Genomic DNA, 19,590 nt, shown 5'->3' with positions numbered 1-19,590 from the left:
TGCAGTATTTCGGTAACAACTTTAGGGTGTCGCCGAAGGCGCCTTTCGGCAACGGTTATCAGGTGGGTTCGGGGTGGGCCGGGATGAAGCACGTCAGCTCTGCTGATGTCAACGGTGATGGGTTCGCCGACGTTCTTGCGGTGAAGTCGGATGGGTCGTTGCAGTATTTCGGTAACAACTTCAGGGTGTCGCCGAAGGCGCCTTTCGGCAACGGCTACCAGATCGGCTCGGGCTGGGACTCCGTCAGGCATCTGCGTTGATCCCGCGGAGTCCCCATGCCGGAGCGCCTGCTCGACGGGATCGACGGGGCGACGCCCGTCGCGCGAGCTGAACGTGGATGCCCCGTAGGTGCTTTCGGCGCTAATGTGATCGGATGCCCCGCCTGCTGGTTCTCGGCGCAGCCGTCGTGACGGTCGCGGCCGGGTTGGGGGTGCGGGCCCTGTTCGACGGCCCCGTGCCGAAGTACGCCGGCGACGCCCTCTACACCGTGCTGATCTACACGCTCGTGACGCTGGCCCTTCCCAGAGTGAAGCCCTGGGTGGCGGCGGGGGTGTCGACCGGCGCGAGCTGGCTGATCGAGTTCGCCCAGCTCGGGGAGATCCCGGCCGTGCTGCGGCCGCTGCTGGGCAGCACGTTCAACCCCCCCGACCTCTTCTGGTACGCGGTCGGCGCCGCGGCGGCCTGGGCCGCGCACACGCTCTGGCTGAGGAGGACCGGATGACGGCGTGGCGCATCCTGCTGGTCACGGCCGCCATCGCGGGCCTGGCGAGCCTGGCGGCGTCGGTCGGCCGCCCGTGGGCCTATTTCACGGTGCAGACCAACGTCATGCTCGCGCTCTACTACGCCTGGCGGCTGGTCAACGACCGCAGGAGGCCGGCCTCCGCCGACGTCAAAGGCGCGGTGACCCTGTACCTTCTGGTCACCTGCCTGGTCAACTACGTCTCGCGCGACCTGGCAAACCCGCTGGCGCTGCTGGACGGCGGCGTGCGCGGGCTGGGCAACTTCCTGCTGCACTACGTGACGCCCGTCATGGCGCTGGTCGACTGGGTCGCTTTTGACCGGTCGCGCCGGTCGCGCTGGTCGGCGCCGTTCGCGTGGCTGGGCTTCCCGCTCCTGTACGGCGCCTTCGTGCTGCTCGCCGCCCCCAACCTCCCCCGCCGCTACGTCTACCCGTTCCTGGACGTGGAGCGACTGGGCTGGCCGACGGTCGCCTCGGCGGCCCTGGCCGCGCTGGCCGTCTTCGTGACGCTGGGCTACGTTCTGCTCGGCATTCGCCGGGTCACGCACGAACCGGCGGACGATTGACCCGCGCGCGCCGGCGAACCCGACCAGAATCCCTCGCAGGAGGGTGAGGGTCCGGTCGGATCGCCAGCTGGAGGTGGGAGTGCTGAAGGACGTCGGAGCGGATTGCTCGGCCCAGGCCATGAGCCCTCGCGCGAGCCCGAATGCGACCCCGCTCGGAAGCCCGATCAGGAGCCCCATCACCAGCCCGCCCACGGGCCCGAGAACGAGCATGGACGCGACCCCGAACGCGAGCCCGGCCAGGAGGCTGGGCGCGAGCCCGACCAGAAGCCCCGACGCGAGCTTGCGCCTGACGGCATGGAGGAGAAGGACCACGCGACCGCGCGGACGGAGGTCGGCATGACCGGGAAGCTCGCTGGTCCAGGAGCCGGCGGAGAGCCGGCCCCACATCGTGCCCGCGAGCCCGGACCAACGTTTGACCAGCTGGCCGGCGTCGGGTTTCGTGCCGGCGATGCGGTTCACGGGGCCGGCGCGACGGCGTCGCAGGGCCCTGGCGCCTGTGACGAGGGCGGTGGAGACGGCGGAGAGGGGGTGGTGGTGGATGAGCGGCGCAGGAGCAGGTATCCCACCAGCGCGGCGAGCAGGCCGGCCAGGCCGGCCGCGGCGAAGCCGCCCGCCGGCACGGACGCGTCGATCGCCACTCCCACGACCGGTGAACCGAGCGCGAACCCCGCGCTCGCCGCCGAGGAGTGCAGGCCGGTCGCCTCGCCTCGCACGCCGGCGGGCGCCAGCCGGCTCACCGCGTCGGCGACCGTGGAGAGAGTCGGTGCGGTGAGCAGCCCGGCGCCGATGACGGCCACGCACAACCAGGGCCAGTCATGGGCGAGCCCGGCCGGGATCGTCGCCAGCCCGAGGAGGCCGAGCAGCAGCCAGGTGGGCATCGGCCGGGGCAGCGCTCCGTAGACCAGACCGCCCACGACGGACGTCACCCCGAACACGGCGATGACCACGGCCGCCCACGAGACCTGACCGGCTTCTCGCAGAGTGGCGACTATGGCCAGGTCGACGCCGCTGAGCAACATCGCGACGCCGAATCCCATCGTCAGGACGGCGACCATGCGGGCTCCGAGCCACTCCCGCCGCCGGGGCCGGCCCGCCGCCTCGCCGGCCGTCTCGTCCTCTGTTCGCAGCGGCGGGTCGAGCAGGGCGATCACGGCCCCGCCGGCGACGATCGCGGCGCCCACGCCCCACGCCACCACGCCGGGCGACGTCTCCGCCGCGCACACGATCACCACCGCCGGCCCGACCATGTACGACAGCTCGCCGACCACCGACTCCAGCGCGTACGCCGGCCGCCGCTGCTCCGCCGCCGTCATCGCGGCGATCGCCTGCCTGGTGACCGACTGGATCGGCACCATCAGCAGGCCGGCGGCGAAGGAGGCGCCCAGCAGGATCACGTACGGCAGCACGGGAACGGTCGCCCAGAACACCAGCTGGGCCGCGATCGTGACCACCAGCACGGTACGCAGGCCCCGCCGGTCGATCGCCCTGCCCACCAGCGGCCCGCCCAGCGCGACCCCGGCGGTGAGCGCCGCCACCACGGCTCCGGCCGCCGCGTAACTGAGGTCGAGGGCGATGACGACGTACATCGTCAGTGCCATCGCGTCAGCCGTGATCGCGGTGCGGGCGAGCAGGGAGATGCTCAGCAGCGGCGTCATGCCCGGCACCGCGAGCACCTGCCGGAATCTGGTCACCGTTGCGACGGTAGGTCACCCGGCAGGCCATAGGAAGCCGTCAATCTGTTGGACCAGGCATAATGAATGCTTATGGCGCCTGATCTGGAGACCGCGCTGCTGCGCTCGTTCGTCACCACCGTACGCGCGGGCAGCATCAGCCGTGCGGCGGCGGCGCTCGGCCGCACACAGCCCGGGCTCAGCCAGCAGTTGCGCAAGCTCGAAAGGGCTGTCGGCAGTCCGCTGCTGCACCGGGCGCCGTCCGGAGTCTCGCCGACCCGGGTGGGCGAGGAGCTCCTGCCCTACGCCGAGCGCATCCTCGCGCTGTCGGCTCAGGCGCTCGCCGAGACGGGACGCGCGCTCACCGGGCACTGCGGGGTGGGGCTCCACGAAGATCTCACCGCCGGCCGCCTTCCTCAGGCACTCGCCGACCTCGCTCGGCTGCACCCCGACGCGACGCTGGAGGTGCTCAGCCTCTCCACGGCGGCGATGCGGGAGGCGTACGACACGGGCCGGGTGCAACTCGTGCTCGACGAGGTTCCCGACCTTCCCTGGCCGCCGCGCTGGACGGTGCGCCTGCCGCTGGTCTGGGCGGTCGGGCAGGGCGTCGCCGTCGACGCCGATCCGCTGCCGGTGGTGCTGTTCTCCAACACGTGCGCCTGGCGGACGTCGGTGCTGGAGGCGATGGAGGGCTTGGGGCGTCCCTGGCGGGTGGCGTTCGAGAGCAACAGCCTCGCCGGAGTGCTCGCGGCGCTACGGGCCGGGCTCGGCGTCGCGGCGGTCCTGCCGGCCAACCTGGAGCCGGCCATGGCCTGCCACGACCCGGCCGCGCTGCCCGCCCTGCCGGACGTCGAACTAGGCCTCGCCCGCCACCCCCGTACCGAAGGCGATGCGCTCGTCGACGCCGTGGAGACCGCCCTGCGGCGGATGATCTGACCCGCCCGCCTCCCCGGGCCGGCCACCATGCGACGGCCCCGCCTCCGACGGCCCCGCCCAGGCGCGGCCGGCCTGAGCCCGGTACCAGCCGAGCGAGCCGGTGAGCCGCGTGGCCAGCCGCGTGTCACCCAGCCGCACGGCCGCCTCCAGCGCTCCGTGCAGGTTGGCGGTCTCGGCGTCCAGCCGCCGTATCCAGCGGTGTCGCGCGGGCCCGGCCTGGTACGACTCGGCGCACTCGGCGAGCTGCGTGTAGTAGGTGGCGTACCACCGCAGGACGAGGTCGTGCTCGCCGGCCTCGCGCAGCCGCTCCAGCGCGTAGATCGCCACGGACTCCAGCAGCCGGTACCTGCCCTCCGACCGCACGACGAGGGAGCGGTCCACCAGGCGGGCCAGAAGGCCGGCGACGTCGGCCGGGTCGATGTCAGGACCGAGGACGGCCCGCGTTGCCGGCGCGGCGTCGCCGGGCGGACCGCCGGGGACGGGCAGGGGCACCGCGCAGACCCGTTCCGCCGCGCCCAGCGTGCACCCTCCGATCTGCACGGACAGGCGGCGGAGGACGACGCGCTCCGGCTCGGTCAGCAGTTCCCAGCTCCAGTCGATCGCCGCCTTGAGAGTGCGCTGGTGCGCGGGGCCGGCCCGGCGTCCGGCCGACAGCAGAGGGAACCGGTCGTCGAGCCGCTCGGCCAGGGCCTTCACCCCCAGCGCCGGCACCCGGGCCGCGGCCAGCTCCAGCGCCAGCGGGATGCCGTCGAGGCGGCGGCAGATCACCTCGACGGCGGCGGCGTCCGCGGCCGACACCGCCGGACCCCGCCCCGCGTCGGCGGCACGGGCGGAGAACAGCAGCGCCGCGGCGGCGGCGTCCAGCGGTGCGACCTCCCGCACGACCTCGCCTGCCACGCCGAGCGGCTCCCTGCTGGTGGCGACGACCCGGGGTCCGGAGCCGGCGCGCAGCAGCAGCTCGGCGAGCTTGGCCACCGGCTCGACCACGTGCTCGCAGTTGTCGAGGACCAGCAGCGCCCGGCGGCTGCCGAAGGCGGACGCGATCCGCTCGCCCGGGAGGCCAGCCCCGCCGTTGTCGCGCAGGCCGAGCGCCGCCTCGATCGCCTCGGCCACGTCCGATGCCACAGCCAGCAGATCCACCCAGTACACGCCGTCGGGGAAGTCGCCGGCCAGCCGCCGGGCGGCCTCCAGCGCCAGGCGGCTCTTGCCCACCCCGGCGGTGCCGGTGAGCGTCACGAGCCGGGCCGTGCCGGGCAGGGTGACCAGCTCGGCCAGCGCCTCGTCCCGGCCCACGAGGCCGGTGAGCGGCTCGGGCAGCCGGCCGGGCGCGGGAGCCGGAGGGACCGGCGGGCGGCGCAGGCCGGGCCGCTGCTCCAGGATCGCCTGGTGCAGCGCGGCGAGCTCGGGGCCCGGGTCGAGGCCCAGCTCGTCGCGCATGCGCTCGCGGAGCGCCTGGTAGACCTTCAGCGCTTCGGCCTGCCGTTCGGAGCGGTAGAGGGCGCGCATCAGCAGCCCGTGGAAGCGTTCCCTCAGCGGGTGCTGCGCGGCCAGCCCGGCCAGCTCGCCGACCAGCGAAGCGTCCTGGCCGAGTGCCAGCCGTACCTCCGCATAGTCTTCGAGTACGGCAAGCCGCTGCTCCTCCAGCAGATCCGCGGCCCCGCGGACGAGCGGTTCGCCGGGCAGGTCGTCGAAGTCGGCGTAGGCCGGGCCGCGCCACCACTCCAGCGCCTCGGCCAGCAGCGCGGCCCGCTCGCCCGGATCGTCGGAGGACCGGGCACGGCCGGCCGCTTCCTGGAAGCGGCGCACGTCGGTGTCGCCGTCGATCGAGAAGCCGGTCGGCCGGGTGACGACCAGCTCCCGGGCTCCCGGCTCCGCCTCGTCGAGCGCCCGGCGCAGCTGCGACACCTTGGCGCGCAGCGCGCCCAGCGGCTTGCCCGGCGGCTCCGGACCCCACAGGCTCTCGATCAGCCGTTCCGCCGGCACGACCCGCCCGTTGTGGGCGAGCAGACCGGCCAGCAGCGCCCGCACCTTGCGCTCGGGAACCCTGACCGAGCAGCCGTCAGCTGCGATCACCTCGAGCGGGCCAAGTACGGCGAAGTGCATGAACCTCACCCTAAACAGGCCAGAAACAAACCATAACGCCTGTCCCCGAGGCTGAACACATGACGATCACCGCTGCCCGCGCCGGGGCGCGCGCCTGGCTCGGACTGTCCGTCCTCGCCCTGGCCACGCTCTTGCTCGCCGTGGACAACACGGTTCTTGTGCTCGCCCTTCCTCATCTGGCCGCCGACCTGGGTCCCAGCGCCACCGAGCTGCTGTGGATCACCGACGTGTACGGCTTCATGATCGCCGGTTTCATGATCACCATGGGGTGGCTCGGCGACCGGATCGGCCGGCGGAAGCTGCTGTTGATCGGCGCGGTCGTGTTCGGCGCCGTCTCCGCCCTGGCCGCCTACTCCACCTCCACGACGATGCTGATCGCCGCGCGCGTGCTGCTGGGCGTCGCGGGCGCGGCCATGGGGCCGTCGGCCCTGGCGCTGGTGACGGGGTTGTTCACCGAGGCCAGGCAGCGGGCCATGGCCATCGGCGTGTTCACCGCCTGCTTCATGGGCGGGGCCGCGGCCGGGCCGGTGATCGCCGGCTCGCTGCTGGAGACCTTCTGGTGGGGATCGGTGTTCCTGATGGGAGTTCCCATCATGGTCCTGGTCGTGGCGGGCGGCCTGATCCTGCTGCCGGAGACCGCGCCCGAGGGCTCCGGCCGGCTCGACCTGGCCAGCGTCGCGCTGTCGCTGGCCACGATCCTGCCGGTCGTCCACGGCCTGAAGGAGCTGGCCAACGACCCCGCCCAGACGATGGCCTACGCCGTGCTCGCGGCCGGCCTCGTGTCCGGCGTGGCGTTCGTGCGGCGGCAGCGCCGGCTGGCCGAGCCGCTGATGGACACGGGCCTGTTCGCCGACCGCTCGTTCAGGGCGGCCCTGCTCATCCTCGCGCTCTCCATGGTGATCCAGGGCGGCGTCTACCTGTTCGTCAGCCAGCACCTGCAACTCGTCGAAGGACTCTCGCCCATGGCGGCCGGGCTCTGGATGGCCGTCCCCGCTCTGGGGCTGGTGGGCGGTTCGCTCGCCGCCCCTGTCATCGCCGGGGCGTTCCGGCCGGGGACGGTCGTGGGGGTGGGGCTGGTGGCGGCGGCCGCCGGATTCGCCGTGGTGGTGGCGGGCGACGGCCTCCTCACGCTGGTCGCCGGCGTCACGGTCGCCTTCCTCGGCATGGCTCCCGTCGGCGCGCTGGGACTCGACCTCATCGTCGGGTCCGCGCCGCGGGAGCGGGCCGGGTCCGCCTCCGCCCTGGCGGAGAGCGGCGGCGAACTGGGGATCGCCCTCGGCGTCGCGCTGCTCGGCAGCGTCGGCACGGCCGTCTACGGCAGCCGGGTCACCTTGCCGCAGGCGGGCTCCTCGCTCAATGAGGCGCTCGACGCCGCCGCGGGCCTGCCGCCGGGGCCGGCCGCGGCTCTCGTGGCGGAGGCCCGGGCCGCCTTCGCCCAAGGCTTGTTCGTCGTCGCGGCCATCAGCGCGGTGCTGGCACTCGGCCTGGCCGTGGTCTCCCTGACGCTGCTCCGCCACCTCCGCCCGATCGGCCAGGACGGCCGTCACTAGCCAGCAGGGTCGGGCCGGTCACCGGGCGGGCAGGGCCGCCTCGACCTTGGCCACGGCCGAAGACAGCGCGCCGACCCAGCCCGGCAGCCGTTCGCGGTCGAAGCGGGCGGTCGGCAGGGCGAGCGACAGCGCGGCCACGGGCAGACCGTCCGCGTCCTTGATGGCCATGCCGACGGCCGTCAGACCGGTCTCGGTGAGCTGGTCGTTGATGGCGAAGCCGCGCTCGCGCACCAGTGCCAGCTCGCGGCGCAGGCGGGGAAGGTCGACGCTGTCGTCCTCGCTGTAGAGGGCGTCCAGTTGCTCCTCGGGCAGCGCGGCCAGGATCGTCCTGCCGCCCGACACGCGGTGCGCCGGCAGCGAGCGCCCCACCCGATCGCCCACCCGCAGGATCTGCGGGGACTCCACGGTGGAGATGAAGCGCACCTCCGTGCCTGCGGGGACCATGAGGTTGGCCGACTCCTGGGTCCGTTCCACCAGGGCGCGCAGCTCCGGCTGGCAGATCTCGCGCAGCAGGGCGACGGGCGCCGCGGAGGCGGCGGCCGGGCGCAGCACCTTGCCAGGCCGGTAGCGCCGGTCGGGCCCCTGCTCGGCGAAGTCCCGGTAGACCAGCATGGCCAGGAGCCGGTGGGCGGTGGAGACCGCCACGCCGAGCCGTTCCGCGGCGTCGGTCACCCGCATGGGGCCTTCCTGCTGCAGCAGCGCGGCGAGGTGGAGCGCGTGGTCCACGGATGAGAGCGCGTATGGCGGCTTATTCCTCATGGCAGAAAGAGTTTATCTGGAGAACGGAAAATAGTGCAGGGTGGTTTCATGACCACCATTGATCCACCGGCGGTGCCCATCGTCGCGACCGACGCCGAGGACCAGCCCGAGCGCACACCGGCGCTGGAGGCCCTGTACCGCGGCTTCGAGTCGGAGCTGCTGATCCCGCTGTGGACGCAGATCGGTGACCTGATGCCGCTTTCCCCCCGATCGAGGGCCGTGCCGCACCTGTGGCGGTGGAACCGGCTGTTGCCGATGGCCGAGCAGGCGGGCGAGCTGGTGCCGGTGGGCCGCGGCGGCGAGCGACGGGCCATCGCGCTGGCCAACCCCGGGCTCGGCGGCCGGCCGTTCGCCACCCCGACGCTGTGGGCGGCGATCCAGTACCTCAACCCGGGCGAGGACGCCCCCGTGCACCGGCACACTCAGAACGCCTTCCGCTTCGTCGTGGAAGGCGAGGGCGTCTGGACGGTGGTGGACGGCGACCCGGTCGCGATGCGCCGCGGAGACTTCCTGCCCCAGGCCGGCTGGCACTGGCACGGCCACCACAACGTCACCGACCGGCCGATGGCCTGGATCGACGGCTTGGACATCCCGTTCCAGCATTTCGCGGAAGCGACGTTCTTCGAGTTCGGCCCCGACGAGGTGGAGACCCGCGAGGCGCCCGACCGCTCCCGCTCCGAGCGCCTGTGGGGGCACCCCGGGCTGCGGCCCCTCACGCACCTCCAGCCGGCGCCCGCCACCCCGTTGCTGGCCTATCGCTGGGAGCACACCGACCGCGCGCTGAACGAGCAGCTCGCCCTGGAGGCCGAGGGCTGCCGGGCCACGATCGAGCCCGGCCACGCCGCCGTACGCTACGTCAACCCGGCCACGGGCGGCGACGTCATGCCGACGCTGCGCACCGACTTCCACCGGCTCGCGCCGGGCACCGCCACCGCCGCCACACGAGAGGCCGGATCGTCGGTCTACCAGGTGTTCGAGGGCACAGGCGAGATCGCCGTGGCCGAGCACACCTGGCGCGTCGAGCGCGGCGACCTGTTCGTGGTGCCGTCGTGGCAGCCGCTGACGCTGACCACCGAGCACGGCCTGGACCTGTTCAGGTTCAGCGACACACCGATCTTCGAGCGGCTGCACCTGCACCGCGTCCAGACCGAGGGGGGCCGGCCATGAGACTCGCCACCGTCCGCACCGCCGGGGGCACCCGCGCGGCCAAGCTCACCGGCGACGGGTACGTGGATCTCGGGCTGCCCGACGTGGGAGCCCTGCTGGCCAAAGACGACTGGCCCGAGCTGGCCGCCCGTGCCGACGGGCCGGTCCTGCGGGACGACGACCTCGCGCCCGTCGTCCCGCGGCCGGGCAAGATCCTGTGCGTCGGGCTCAACTACCGTACGCACATCCTGGAGATGGGCCGGGAGCTGCCGGACCATCCCACGTTGTTCGCCAAGTTCGCCGAGGCCCTGATCGGCCCGCGCGACGACATCCAGCTCGCGCCGGAGTCCTCGGCCGTCGACTGGGAGGCCGAGCTGGCCCTCGTGATCGGCGCCACGGTGCGCCGGGCTTCGCCGGAGGAGGCGGCGGCCGCCATCGCCGGGTTCACCGTCATGAACGACGTCACCATGCGCGACTGGCAGTTCCGCACCAAGGAGTGGTTGCAGGGCAAGACGTTCGAGGGCACCACGCCGCTCGGCCCCGTGCTGGTCACACCCGACGAGCTGCCTGGCGGCGTGCGCCCTGCGCTGCCGATCCGCTGCCTCGTGGACGGCGAGCGGATGCAGCTGGCCGACACCGCCGACCTGGTCTTCGGACCCGTGGACCTGGTCCGATACGCCTCCACGATCGTGACCCTGCGCCCTGGCGACGTCATCGCCACGGGCACCCCCGGCGGGGTCGGCCACGCCCGCACGCCCGCGCGCTACCTGAGCGACGGCGTCACCCTGGTGACGGAGGTCGAGGGCGTCGGCCGCCTGGAGAACACCGCGAGGACGGCATGAGCTCGCGCGCATGGATGGACCTGGGCACCGAGATGTTCCTGGGCACCGTTGATCGCCTCGACGACGCCCAGCTCTCGGAGCCGTCGGCGTTGCCCGGCTGGAACCGGCGGCACGTCGTCGCCCACGTCCACGGCAACGCCGAGGCGCTGCGCCGGTTGCTGAGCTGGGCCGCCACCGGCGTCGAACGGCGCATGTACGCCGGCGCCCGTCAGCGGGCCGAGGAGATCGAGTCCGCCTCGACGTTGCCCGCCCGCACCCTGCGCGCACTGGTCGCGCAGTCGGCGCACGACCTGGCCGCCGACATGGACCGGCTGCCCGAGCAGGCGTGGAACGCCCTCGTGGTGACGGCCAGGGGCCGCATCGTCCCGGCGGCCGAGATCGTCTGGATGCGCACCCGCGAGGTCACCGTGCACGCCGTGGACCTGGACCACGGCGTCGGCTTCGCCGACCTGCCGGAAGAGGTCAACGCCGCGCTGGTGGCGGACGCCCTGGACACGCACGCCCGCAGGAGCGGCGAGGCGGCCGCCGGCCTGGCGGCCTGGCTGACCGGCAGGAACGCGCAGCCGCCCGCTCTCGGGCCGTGGCTGTAGACGAAGGGAAGGAAACGATGGACGCTCCCACGGACGTCGTGGTGGCCGGAGGCGGCATCGGCGGGCTCGCCAACGCCTTCGCCCTGGCGTCGGCCGGGTTCACGGTCCGGGTCATGGAACGGGCGGCCGAGTTCGCCGAGGTCGGCGCGGGCCTGCAGATGGCGCCCAACGCCACCCGCGTCCTCGCCGGGTGGGGCCTCCTCGACGAGGTGCTGGCGGCCGGGGTGACACCCCGGAGGCTGCAGTTCAAGGACGCCCTCGACGGCTCCGCACTGACCCACCTCGTTCTGGACGAGGACTTCACCGGCCGCTACCACGCGCCGTACGTCGTCATCCACCGCAGCGACCTGCTCGACATCCTGGCCCGCGCCTGCGAGCGCGCCGGGGTCGAGATGGTGCCGGGTTGTGAGGTCCACGACGTCGTGGACGGGCCGGACGCGGCCGTGGTCCGCAGTTCCCTCGGCCGGCACCGGGCACGCCTGGTGATCGTGGCCGACGGGCTGCACTCGCGGCTGCGGGCGCGCTTCAGCGACGACCGGCCTGTCTGCTCGGGTTACGTCGCCTACCGCGGCGCCATCCCGGTCGAACGGCTCGGCCGCGAGCTGGATCCCGAGACGGCCTCCGACGTGGTCGTGCACGTCGGACCCGGCTGCCACCTCGTCCAGTACCCGCTGCGCCGGGGCGAGATCTTCAACACCGTCGCCGTCTTCCGCTCTCCCGCCTACGAGCGGGGAGAAAGGGACTGGGGCGGGCCCGAGGAGCTGGACGCGGCCTTCGCGCGCTGCTCTCCCGGCGTTCGCGAGGGTTTGACGTCGTTGTGGCGCGACCGGCGCTGGCCGATGTACGACCGGCTGCCGATCGCCAACTGGACGGACGGCCGCGTCGTGCTGACCGGGGACGCGGCCCATCCCATGCTGCAGTATCTGGCTCAGGGCGCCTGCCAGGCGATCGAGGACGCCCACCACCTGACCGCCGAGCTGGCCGATGCCGGACGGGACCGCTGGACGGAGGCGCTCCAACGCTACGAGGCCGCGCGGACCGCGCGCACCGCCTGGATCCAGGAGACGGCCAGGACGTGGGGTGAGATGTGGCATGTGGACGGCGTCGGCAGGCTGCTGCGCAACGAGCTGTTCCGCCGCCGTGACCCCCGCGACTACACCCACATCGACGATCTGTACGCCGTGCGCGCGTAGGGCGGCGGGCCAGGGGGCTGTCTCGCGGTCAGAACGCCGCTTCCGGGACGTCCATCAGGTCGTTGTCCGTGGCCTCGACGATGGCGCGGTGGGCGTCCAGCAGCGGAAGCACGGTGAGCGCGAAGAACCGCGCGACGGCTGTCTTCCCCCGGTAGAAGGCGCGGTCGGCGGGGGAGAGGTGACCCTGGTCCAGCCGGCGGTGGGCCGTGTCGGCCTGCCGCAGGAGCAGGTAGCCGACCATGAGGTCACCCGCGCACATGAGCAGGCGGGTGGTGTTCTGGCCGGCCTTGTAGCGTTCGCGCGGGTCCTCGCTGCTGCGCCGGGCGTGGCCGAGCATCGCGTCGGCCATGCCCGTGACGGCGTCCCTGGCCCGCGAGACGGCCGCACGCTCGTGCCGCAGCCGGTCGTCGCCGGCCAGGGATTGCAGGAAGTCGCCGATCTCGGTCAGGACGGCGTCGAGCGCCCGCCGGCCGTCCCTCGCGATCTTTCGGAAGAACAGGTCCTGGCCCTGGATCGCGGTGGTGCCCTCGTACAGGGTGTCGACCTTCGTGTCGCGCACGTACTGCTCCAGGGGGTAGTCCTGGAGGTAGCCGGAGCCGCCGAGGGTCTGCAGGGCGTGGGCGAGCTGCTCGTACGAGCGCTCCGAGCCGACGCCCTTGACGATCGGCAGCAGGAGCGCGTTGACCGCCCTGGCCGTGCTGACGTCGGAGCCCGCGTGCTCGCCGGCCGCCACCTTGTCCTGCCAGCGCGCGGTGTAGAGGACCAGCGCCCGCAGTCCTTCGGCGTAGGCCTTGTTCAGCATGAGGCTGCGGCGCACGTCAGGATGGCTGATGATGGCCACCTGGGGGGCGGACCTGTCACCCAGCCGGGTGAGGTCCGCCGACTGCATCCGGGTCCGGGCGTGGTCCAGCGCGTGCAGGTAGCCCGTCGACAAGGTCGCGACGGCCTTCACGCCGACCAGCATCCGGGTGTGCTCGATCACGTGGAACATCTGGGCGATGCCGTCGTGCGTGTCGCCGAGCAGATAGCCGACGGCGGGCTCCCGCTCGCCGAACCGGAGCTCACAGGTGGTGGAGGCCTTGATCCCCATCTTGCGTTCGAGGTTGCTCACCTGCACGCCGTTGCGGCCGAGCGGCTCGCCGGTCCGCAGGTCGAACAGGAGCTTCGGCACGATGAAGAGCGACAGCCCCTTCGTGCCGGCCGCCGTGGCCCCCTCCGGGCGGGCCAGCACGAGGTGCACGATGTTCTCGGTGAGGTCGTGGTCGCCGGAGGTGATGAAGCGTTTGACCCCTTCGATGTGCCAGGTGCCGTCGTCCTGCCGCACGGCCTTCGTGCGGCCGGCGCCGACGTCCGAACCGGCGTCCGCTTCGGTGAGGGCCATGGTGGAGCCCCAGCCTCGCTCGATCATGTGCGCGGCGATCCTGCGCTGTTCCTGCGTGCCCTCGCGGTGGACGACGCCGGCGAAGGGCACCCCGGTGCCGTACAGATGGGCCGCCGGGTTGGAGCCGAGGATCAACTCGGCCACCGCCCAGACCAGCGTGCGAGGGGCGGCCACGCCGCCCAGCTCCGGCGGCGCCTCAAGCCGCCACCATTCCGCGGCGCGCAAGGCCGCGTACGCCTTCTTCAGCGAGTCCGGCACCGTGACGGAGCCGGACTCGGGGGAGAAGACGGGAGGATTGCGGTCGGCATCCGAGAACGAGGCGGCCAGCGGCCCTTCGGCCAGCCGCGCCACCTCCGAGAGGACGTGCCGGCAGGCCTCGTGATCCAGGTCGGGGAAGAGGGCGGAGCCGAGGAATCGGTCGATGCCCAGCATCTCGAACAGGTTGAACTCGATGTCGCGGACATTGCTTCGGTAGTGGCTCATCAGCTCGCCCTTCCGGCGGTCAGCGGTAGTAGCGGAAGACCGGCCGGGCCACGCAGACGGGTTTGTCCACCCCGTCGGCGTGGATGGTCACGTCCAGCACGAGTTGCACGCCGCCGGCGATCCCGGTGGCCTCGGCGACCCGGGCGTGCAGCCGGATCCGGGCGTCCACCGGCACGGGGGCGGGGAAGCGGACCTTGTCGAGCCCGTAGTTCACCTTGGTGGTGGCGTCCCGGACGTCGAGCAGGTCGCCCCAGAGCGGGATGACCAGCGACAGGGTCAGGTAGCCGTGGGCGATGGTGGTGCCGAAAGGGCCGGCGGCGGCCGCGACGGGATCGACGTGGATCCACTGCCGGTCGTCCGTCGATTCGGCGAAGCCGTCGATGCGTTTCTGGTCGACGGTTCGATACGGGCTGTATCCGAGGTCCTGCCCGGCCAGGCCGGGGAGTTCGGCGACGGTGACGGTTCTGGTCATGGAGGATCTCCGATCACTGCGGCAGGCCGAGCAGCCGGCCCGCGTTCTCCTTGAGGATCTTGGGACGGACCTCGGGCTTGATGTCGAGCCGGTCGAAGTCGGCGATCCACCGGTCCGGGGTGATGAGGGGGAAGTCCGAGCCGAAGAGCACCTTGTCCTTCAGCAGCGTGTTCGCGTAGCGGACGAGGTTGGGCGGGAAATACTTGGGCGACCAGCCCGACAGGTCGATCCACACGTTGGACTTGTGGGTGGCGACCGCCAGGGCCTCGTCCTGCCAGGGGAACGACGGGTGCGCCAGCACGATCTGGAGATCGGGGAAGGCGGCGGCGACCTCGTCGAGGAGCATCGGGTTGGACAGGCCGAGCCGGATGCCGCCGCCTCCGGGGAGTCCGGCTCCGATCCCGGTCTGGCCGGTGTGGAAGACGGCCGGGACACCGAGTGCGGCGATGGCCTCGTACAGCGGGAAGACCGCGGGGTCGGTCGGGTCGAAGCCCTGCAGGCTGGGGTGGAACTTGAAGCCGCGGATGCCGTGCTCGCCGACCAGGCGCGCGGCGGCGGAGACGCCCGCTCTGCCGCGGAGGGGGTCGATGCTGGCGAAGGGGATGAGCACGTCGGGGTGCCGCGCCGCCGCCTCGGCCACGTACTCGTTGCTGATGGGCGGGTGGCCGGTGGCCCGGTGGTGGTCGACGGTGAAGACGACCGCGGCCATGTGGCGCTCGCGGTAGGTCTGGGCGATCTCGTCCACCGTCGGGGTGCGGTGGTCCGATCGGAAGTAGGCCGCGGAGGCCTCCATCAGGTCGCCGCCGAGTGAGGGATGGCCGTCGTCGTCCACCTCCACGTGCACATGCGTGTCCACGGCGGTGAGCGAGGCGAGCCTGATCCGCTGTGTCATGCGCGCTGCTCCTCGGGCTGGGGGACCGGCTCCCCTACGGACTGGACGTGCGGGCCGAAGGTCGTCGGCCAGGTCTCGGCCAGCGCGTCGGCGCTCCAGCCGTCGTCGGCGAACGCGCTGGCGACCTGGCTGGGATGGGACCAGAGGCTGACCCGGTCGCCGCCGACGCCGATGGCCTGCCCGGTGATGCCGGCCGCGGCGTCGGAGGCGAGGAACGTCACCACGCCGGCGGCGTCCTCGGGCGTGCCCAGGGCGAGGGCGCGGCGCGCGAAGGGCGAGAGCTTCCCGCCCCGGTCCAGCGCCTCGATGTGCGTACGCAGGAAGGGCACCGTCCTGGTCATCTCGGTGGCGGCCACCGGGATGACGGCGTTGACGGTGATGGCGGCCCGGGCGAGTTCCATGGCCCACGTGCGGACCATGCCGACGATGCCGGCCTTGGCCGCGGCGTAGTTGGTCTGGCCGAAGGTGCCGCGCTGGCCGGTCGGCGATCCGACACAGATGATGCGCCCTCCGTCGCCCTGCTCCCGCATGCGTACGGCCGCCGCGCGGGCGCAGGTGAAGGTGCCGCGGAGGTGGACGTGGACGACGGTGTCGAAGTCCTCGTCGCTCATCTTCCACAACACCGTGTCGCGCAGGACCCCGGCGTTGGCGACCATGACGTCGAGCCGCCCGAAGGCGGAGACGGCGCGGTCGACGAGCGCCTGGGCGGCTTCGCCGGTGCCGACCGCGGCGGCCTGGGCGACGGCGCTGCCGCCGGCCCGGATAATCGACTCCGCCACGGCCCCGGCCGCCGCCTCGTCGATGTCGTTGACCACCACGTGCGCTCCCGCGGCCGCCAGGTCCCTGGCGTAGGCCAGTCCCAGCCCGCGTCCGGCGCCGGTGACCACGGCCACTTTTCCTCTCAGGTCGGCCATTGGCTCGCTCCCGTTGTCGCTGGTCTCGTTGGGTCTGGGCTGGACCGTACGCGGAGATGAATGATAATGTCAATGATTGAAGTTCTCGATCATTGACTACCTTCGACGAGAGGGTCGCCGTGCGTGGACAAGACGACGGGCTGCTTGACGACACCGGGTTTCTGCTGGCGCACGCCAGCGGCGTGATCGTGCGCATGACCAACGCCAGGCTCGCCCATCTCGACCTGCGGGTCCGTCACTACTCCGTCCTGGCGCTGGTGTGCGACCGCGACGGCCTGTCCCAGCGCGGCATCGCCGAGTTCCTCGGCATGGATCCCAGCCCGGTGGTGTCGCTCGTCGACGCGCTGGAGGCCAGGGGCCTGGTGTCGCGGCGCCCCCACCCGTCCGACCGCCGGGCACGCGAGGTGCGGGCGACCTCCGACGGGCGCGCCATGCGGGACCGGGCGCGGGCCGACGTGGCCGCGGCACGTCAGGAGTTCCTGGCGCGGCTGACGCCCGACGAGCAGGGCCAGCTGCTCACGATCCTCAGAAACCTGGCTCTCGACGGCTCCGGCCAGGGCCGTCCGGACAGGGAAGCGACCTCGGATGCTTAACCAGGGCCTGGGCTCATGGCCCCTCAGGCGTGCCCGCTCCTCGCCGCACCGGCGTGCTCTCGTGGCGGGCGCCGACGTACGGACCTACGCGAGCCTGGTCGAGCGGACCACCCGGTTCGCGCACGCGCTGCGCTCGATGGGCGTGGCGCACGGCGACCGGGTCGCCTACCTCGGGCCGAACGCGGCATCGCTCGTGGAGACCATGTTCGCCGCCCATCTGCTGGGGGCGGTGTTCGTGCCGCTCAACACCCGGCTCACGGCGGCGGAACTGAGTTTCCAGCTGGACGACTGCGGCGCGTCCGTGCTGGTGCACGCCGCCGGTCACACCGGGGTGGTGGAGCAGTTGCAGGTGGCCGCCTCCCCCGTGCTCGTCACCGTCGGCGGCGGCGCGTCCGCCTCCGACTTCGAGCAACGGCTGCAGGCTTCGCCCGCCGACCCCATCGACGAACCGGTCGGATCCGACGATCCTGCGATGATCCTCTACACCTCGGGCACCACGGGACGCCCGAAGGGCGCGGTCCTCACGCACGGCAACGTCATCTGGAACTGCATGAACGTGCTCGTCGAGCTCGACATCACCGGCGACGAGGTCACCCTGATCAGCGCGCCGCTGTTCCACGTCGCCGCGCTCAACATGACGCTCCTGCCGACCCTGCTCAAGGGCGGCTGCGCGGTGCTCATGACCGGCTGGGACGTCGACGACTGCTTCGACCTGGTCGAGCGGCATGGCGTCACCTGGATGTTCGGCGTCCCGACCATGTTCGCGGACCTGACACGCTCACCCCGCTGGGGCTCGGCCGACCTGTCCTCGATCCGCTCCCTGCTCGCCGGGGGAGCGCCCGTGCCGACCGCGCTGATCACCGCGTACCAGCAGCGCGGGCTGCGGTTCCTGCAAGGGTACGGGCTCACCGAGGCGGCTCCCGGAGCGCTCATCGTCAGGGCGGAGATGAGCACGGCGAAAGTCGGCTCGGCCGGCGTTCCCCACTTCTTCTCCGACGTCCGCGTGGCACGTTCCGGCGCGGCCGGATCCGGCGCCACGGAGGGCGAGCTTCTCATCCAGGGCCCCACCGTCATGGCGGGCTACTGGGGCCGCCCCGACGCCACCGCGGCGGCCATCACGGAGGACGGCTGGATCCGGACCGGCGACGTGGGCCGGGTCGACGAGGACGGCTACTACTTCGTCGTCGGCCGCCTGAAGGAGATGTACATCTCCGGCGGAGAGAACGTCTATCCCGCCGAAGTGGAAACGGCTCTGCTGCGCCATCCCGCGGTGGAGGAGTGCGCGGTGATCGGGGTGCCCGACGGCCGGTGGGGCGAGGTGGGGCGGGCCTTCGTCCGGGTGCGCCCCGACCACCGGGTCACCGAACACGAACTGCTGGCCTTCCTCGACGGCAGGCTGGCCAGGTACAAGATCCCCAAGACGGTGCGGTTCATGGACGAACTGCCCCGGACCGGGTCCGGCAAGATCCACCGCGACAAGCTGCGGTAACGGGCCATCGCCGTGCGCGACGACGTCCAGCGGCTCCGCCGGCCTCACGAACATCCGGGCACGCACCGAGCCCGGCCATGATGAAGGGAACACGATGTCGGAAGTCCTGATCGTCGGCGGCGGCTTCGCCGGAGTGTGGAGCGCGGCCGCCGCTGCTCGCGCGCGAGGTGACAAAGATCTGCGCATCACGCTCGTCGCGCCCAACGAGGACATGGTCCTGCGACCGCGCCTGCACAAGCTCGATCCCGGCTGGTCGCGCGTCGCGCTCAAGCGCGTCCTGGAGCCGATCGGCGTGACCCACCTGAGGGCGGAGGTCACGGACATCGACGTGTCGGGCTCGAAGGTCACCGCCGAGGGCCGCTCGATCGGCTACGACCGGCTGGTGCTGGCGGCCGGCAGCCGGCTCGTCCGGGCCCCGCTGCCGGGCGCGGAGCACCTCTTCGACATCGACACCGCCGACGGCGTGGCCAGGCTCAACGCTCACCTCGGCGACCGTACGGGCTTCACCGCCGTGGTCATCGGCTCCGGCTTCACCGGGCTGGAGATCGCCACCGAGCTGGCCGCCCGCGGGCGGGTGATCCTGCTGGAGCGCGCCGACGTCGTCGCGCCAGAACTGGGTCCTGGCCCCCGTCCCGCGATCACGGCGGCGCTGGCCGAGCTGGGCGTCGACGTACGCCTCGAAGTGAGCGCGGCGTCGGTCACCGGTCAGGGCGTCGTCCTGGCGGACGGCAGCGAGATCCAGGCCGACGCCGTCATCTGGACGGCGGGCATGCGGGCCCACCCCATGACCGAGCAGATCCCCGCGGAGCGCGACCGGCTCGGCCGGCTGCTGGTCGATCGCCATCTGCGGGTCTCCGGCGAGGTGTTCGCCGCCGGCGACGTCGCCGCCGCCCTGGCCGACGCCGATCACCACACGGTGCAGAGCTGCCAGTTCGCCACCCCCATGGGGAAGGCGGCAGGTCACAACGCCGCCGCCGACCTGCTCGGCCTGCCGCTGGTCGAGTTCGCTCCCGACCCGTACGTCACGTGCCTCGGCCTCGGCGCAGCCGGCGCCGTGTTCACGACCGGATGGGACCGCGCGGTGGCGCTGACCGGACAGCAGGCCAAGGAGCTGAAGGGGACGATCCTGGACGTGATCCACCCTCCGCTCGACGACGCCGACGAGATCCTCGCGCAGGCCGGCCGGCAGAGCAACGAGGTGGCCGGCTGACGTCGAGAACGGTGCGGGCCGATGGATGTCCATCGGCCCGCACCGTCGTTTCCGCGCCGGAG

General features: G+C 72.5%; 19 protein-coding genes. 12 read left to right on the top strand and 7 right to left on the bottom strand.

Annotation, left to right across the window (positions count from 1 at the left end; genetic code table 11):
• The 3 genes from ACTWPV_RS27190 to ACTWPV_RS27180 all read left to right on the top strand — a co-directional run.
• A partial coding sequence (locus ACTWPV_RS27190) for a hypothetical protein (RefSeq protein ID WP_443153947.1) occupies positions 1 to 260 on the top strand: 260 nt, incomplete at its 5' end.
• A 113-nt stretch (positions 261 to 373) separates the two neighbouring features.
• The gene (locus ACTWPV_RS27185) at positions 374 to 721 is read left to right on the top strand and encodes a ribosomal maturation YjgA family protein (protein WP_443153946.1); all 348 of its coding nucleotides are present in this window, start codon (positions 374 to 376) and stop codon (positions 719 to 721) included.
• On the top strand, positions 718 to 1,305 hold the full coding sequence (locus ACTWPV_RS27180; protein WP_443153945.1) for a Pr6Pr family membrane protein: 588 nt from the start codon (positions 718 to 720) through the stop codon (positions 1,303 to 1,305). The genes ACTWPV_RS27185 and ACTWPV_RS27180 overlap by 4 nt, the downstream gene beginning before the upstream one ends.
• A 455-nt stretch (positions 1,306 to 1,760) precedes the next feature.
• Here ACTWPV_RS27180 and ACTWPV_RS27175 read toward each other — a convergent pair whose 3' ends face one another.
• The gene (locus tag ACTWPV_RS27175) at positions 1,761 to 2,996 is read right to left on the bottom strand and encodes an MFS transporter (RefSeq protein WP_443153944.1); all 1,236 of its coding nucleotides are present in this window, start codon (positions 2,994 to 2,996) and stop codon (positions 1,761 to 1,763) included.
• A gap of 72 nt (positions 2,997 to 3,068) precedes the next feature.
• Here ACTWPV_RS27175 and ACTWPV_RS27170 point away from each other — a divergent pair, with 72 nt between their 5' ends.
• Complete coding sequence (locus ACTWPV_RS27170) at positions 3,069 to 3,911, top strand: LysR family transcriptional regulator (RefSeq protein ID WP_347643499.1); 843 nt, start codon at positions 3,069 to 3,071, stop codon at positions 3,909 to 3,911.
• Here the strand turns inward: ACTWPV_RS27170 and ACTWPV_RS27165 are convergent.
• Positions 3,831 to 6,014, bottom strand: a complete 2,184-nt coding sequence (locus tag ACTWPV_RS27165; protein ID WP_443153943.1) for a BTAD domain-containing putative transcriptional regulator — start codon at positions 6,012 to 6,014, stop codon at positions 3,831 to 3,833. The two genes, ACTWPV_RS27170 and ACTWPV_RS27165, sit on opposite strands and share 81 nt — an antisense overlap.
• Before the next feature lie 59 nt (positions 6,015 to 6,073).
• Between ACTWPV_RS27165 and ACTWPV_RS27160 the strand changes: the two genes are divergently transcribed.
• Positions 6,074 to 7,564, top strand: coding sequence for an MFS transporter (locus ACTWPV_RS27160; RefSeq protein ID WP_443153942.1), 1,491 nt, complete (start codon positions 6,074 to 6,076; stop codon positions 7,562 to 7,564).
• An 18-nt stretch (positions 7,565 to 7,582) separates the two neighbouring features.
• Here the strand turns inward: ACTWPV_RS27160 and ACTWPV_RS27155 are convergent, their stop codons facing one another.
• Positions 7,583 to 8,290 carry an IclR family transcriptional regulator gene (locus ACTWPV_RS27155; protein WP_443153941.1) on the bottom strand — a complete coding sequence of 236 codons (708 nt, stop codon included), beginning with the start codon at positions 8,288 to 8,290 and terminating at the stop codon, positions 7,583 to 7,585.
• 81 nt (positions 8,291 to 8,371) lie between these two features.
• Between ACTWPV_RS27155 and ACTWPV_RS27150 the strand changes: the two genes are divergently transcribed.
• From ACTWPV_RS27150 to ACTWPV_RS27135, 4 genes are read left to right on the top strand one after another with little or no spacing between them, the layout of a single operon-like run.
• The gene (locus ACTWPV_RS27150) at positions 8,372 to 9,490 is read left to right on the top strand and encodes a cupin domain-containing protein (RefSeq protein WP_443153940.1); all 1,119 of its coding nucleotides are present in this window, start codon (positions 8,372 to 8,374) and stop codon (positions 9,488 to 9,490) included.
• Positions 9,487 to 10,311, top strand: a complete 825-nt coding sequence (locus tag ACTWPV_RS27145) for a fumarylacetoacetate hydrolase family protein (protein ID WP_443153939.1) — start codon at positions 9,487 to 9,489, stop codon at positions 10,309 to 10,311. The genes ACTWPV_RS27150 and ACTWPV_RS27145 overlap by 4 nt, the downstream gene beginning before the upstream one ends.
• Complete coding sequence (locus ACTWPV_RS27140) at positions 10,308 to 10,901, top strand: maleylpyruvate isomerase family mycothiol-dependent enzyme (RefSeq protein ID WP_443153938.1); 594 nt, start codon at positions 10,308 to 10,310, stop codon at positions 10,899 to 10,901. The genes ACTWPV_RS27145 and ACTWPV_RS27140 overlap by 4 nt, the downstream gene beginning before the upstream one ends.
• A gap of 17 nt (positions 10,902 to 10,918) precedes the next feature.
• Entirely contained in the window at positions 10,919 to 12,094 is a 1,176-nt protein-coding gene (locus ACTWPV_RS27135) for an FAD-dependent oxidoreductase (protein ID WP_443153937.1), read from the top strand.
• Between the two features lie 28 nt (positions 12,095 to 12,122).
• Here ACTWPV_RS27135 and ACTWPV_RS27130 read toward each other — a convergent pair whose 3' ends face one another.
• Genes ACTWPV_RS27130 through ACTWPV_RS27115 form a run of 4 tightly spaced genes read right to left on the bottom strand, consistent with a single transcriptional unit; the run spans position 12,123 to position 16,236 of the window.
• Positions 12,123 to 13,958, bottom strand: coding sequence for an acyl-CoA dehydrogenase (locus tag ACTWPV_RS27130; protein ID WP_443153936.1), 1,836 nt, complete (start codon positions 13,956 to 13,958; stop codon positions 12,123 to 12,125).
• A 19-nt stretch (positions 13,959 to 13,977) separates the two neighbouring features.
• The gene (locus tag ACTWPV_RS27125) at positions 13,978 to 14,430 is read right to left on the bottom strand and encodes a MaoC family dehydratase (RefSeq protein WP_347643508.1); all 453 of its coding nucleotides are present in this window, start codon (positions 14,428 to 14,430) and stop codon (positions 13,978 to 13,980) included.
• 13 nt (positions 14,431 to 14,443) lie between these two features.
• Complete coding sequence (locus ACTWPV_RS27120) at positions 14,444 to 15,322, bottom strand: amidohydrolase family protein (protein ID WP_443153935.1); 879 nt, start codon at positions 15,320 to 15,322, stop codon at positions 14,444 to 14,446.
• The gene (locus ACTWPV_RS27115) at positions 15,319 to 16,236 is read right to left on the bottom strand and encodes an SDR family NAD(P)-dependent oxidoreductase (RefSeq protein WP_443153934.1); all 918 of its coding nucleotides are present in this window, start codon (positions 16,234 to 16,236) and stop codon (positions 15,319 to 15,321) included. Before ACTWPV_RS27115 ends, ACTWPV_RS27120 begins: the two co-directional genes overlap by 4 nt.
• 119 nt (positions 16,237 to 16,355) lie before the next feature.
• Here ACTWPV_RS27115 and ACTWPV_RS27110 point away from each other — a divergent pair, with 119 nt between their 5' ends.
• The 3 genes from ACTWPV_RS27110 to ACTWPV_RS27100 all read left to right on the top strand — a co-directional run bounded on the left by ACTWPV_RS27110 (position 16,356) and on the right by ACTWPV_RS27100 (position 19,528).
• Positions 16,356 to 16,829, top strand: coding sequence for a MarR family winged helix-turn-helix transcriptional regulator (locus ACTWPV_RS27110; protein ID WP_443153933.1), 474 nt, complete (start codon positions 16,356 to 16,358; stop codon positions 16,827 to 16,829).
• Entirely contained in the window at positions 16,822 to 18,318 is a 1,497-nt protein-coding gene (locus ACTWPV_RS27105) for an acyl-CoA synthetase (protein WP_443153932.1), read from the top strand. Before ACTWPV_RS27110 ends, ACTWPV_RS27105 begins: the two co-directional genes overlap by 8 nt.
• A gap of 94 nt (positions 18,319 to 18,412) precedes the next feature.
• Positions 18,413 to 19,528, top strand: coding sequence for an NAD(P)/FAD-dependent oxidoreductase (locus ACTWPV_RS27100; protein ID WP_443153931.1), 1,116 nt, complete (start codon positions 18,413 to 18,415; stop codon positions 19,526 to 19,528).
• Positions 19,529 to 19,590 lie beyond the last annotated feature (62 nt).

It is taken from the genome of Nonomuraea sp. KM88 (genome assembly GCF_052245635.1).
In the GTDB taxonomy this organism is placed as follows: domain Bacteria; phylum Actinomycetota; class Actinomycetes; order Streptosporangiales; family Streptosporangiaceae; genus Nonomuraea.
The sequence above is the reverse complement of the archived record's forward strand: the minus strand, read 5'-3'. Positions and strand labels throughout refer to the sequence as shown.

What these genes read in the sequence shown, in the direction of transcription:
- ACTWPV_RS27185 (WP_443153946.1), top strand. Translation starts at nt 374, where the DNA reads ATGCCCCGCCTGCTGGTTCTCGGCGCAGCCGTCGTGACGGTCGCGGCC.
- ACTWPV_RS27180 (WP_443153945.1), top strand. Translation starts at nt 718, where the DNA reads ATGACGGCGTGGCGCATCCTGCTGGTCACGGCCGCCATCGCGGGCCTG.
- ACTWPV_RS27170 (WP_347643499.1), top strand. Translation starts at nt 3,069, where the DNA reads ATGGCGCCTGATCTGGAGACCGCGCTGCTGCGCTCGTTCGTCACCACC.
- ACTWPV_RS27165 (WP_443153943.1), bottom strand. Translation starts at nt 6,014, where the DNA reads ATGCACTTCGCCGTACTTGGCCCGCTCGAGGTGATCGCAGCTGACGGC.
- ACTWPV_RS27160 (WP_443153942.1), top strand. Translation starts at nt 6,074, where the DNA reads ATGACGATCACCGCTGCCCGCGCCGGGGCGCGCGCCTGGCTCGGACTG.
- ACTWPV_RS27150 (WP_443153940.1), top strand. Translation starts at nt 8,372, where the DNA reads ATGACCACCATTGATCCACCGGCGGTGCCCATCGTCGCGACCGACGCC.
- ACTWPV_RS27145 (WP_443153939.1), top strand. Translation starts at nt 9,487, where the DNA reads ATGAGACTCGCCACCGTCCGCACCGCCGGGGGCACCCGCGCGGCCAAG.
- ACTWPV_RS27140 (WP_443153938.1), top strand. Translation starts at nt 10,308, where the DNA reads ATGAGCTCGCGCGCATGGATGGACCTGGGCACCGAGATGTTCCTGGGC.
- ACTWPV_RS27135 (WP_443153937.1), top strand. Translation starts at nt 10,919, where the DNA reads ATGGACGCTCCCACGGACGTCGTGGTGGCCGGAGGCGGCATCGGCGGG.
- ACTWPV_RS27130 (WP_443153936.1), bottom strand. Translation starts at nt 13,958, where the DNA reads ATGAGCCACTACCGAAGCAATGTCCGCGACATCGAGTTCAACCTGTTC.
- ACTWPV_RS27125 (WP_347643508.1), bottom strand. Translation starts at nt 14,430, where the DNA reads ATGACCAGAACCGTCACCGTCGCCGAACTCCCCGGCCTGGCCGGGCAG.
- ACTWPV_RS27120 (WP_443153935.1), bottom strand. Translation starts at nt 15,322, where the DNA reads ATGACACAGCGGATCAGGCTCGCCTCGCTCACCGCCGTGGACACGCAT.
- ACTWPV_RS27115 (WP_443153934.1), bottom strand. Translation starts at nt 16,236, where the DNA reads ATGGCCGACCTGAGAGGAAAAGTGGCCGTGGTCACCGGCGCCGGACGC.
- ACTWPV_RS27105 (WP_443153932.1), top strand. Translation starts at nt 16,822, where the DNA reads ATGCTTAACCAGGGCCTGGGCTCATGGCCCCTCAGGCGTGCCCGCTCC.
- ACTWPV_RS27100 (WP_443153931.1), top strand. Translation starts at nt 18,413, where the DNA reads ATGTCGGAAGTCCTGATCGTCGGCGGCGGCTTCGCCGGAGTGTGGAGC.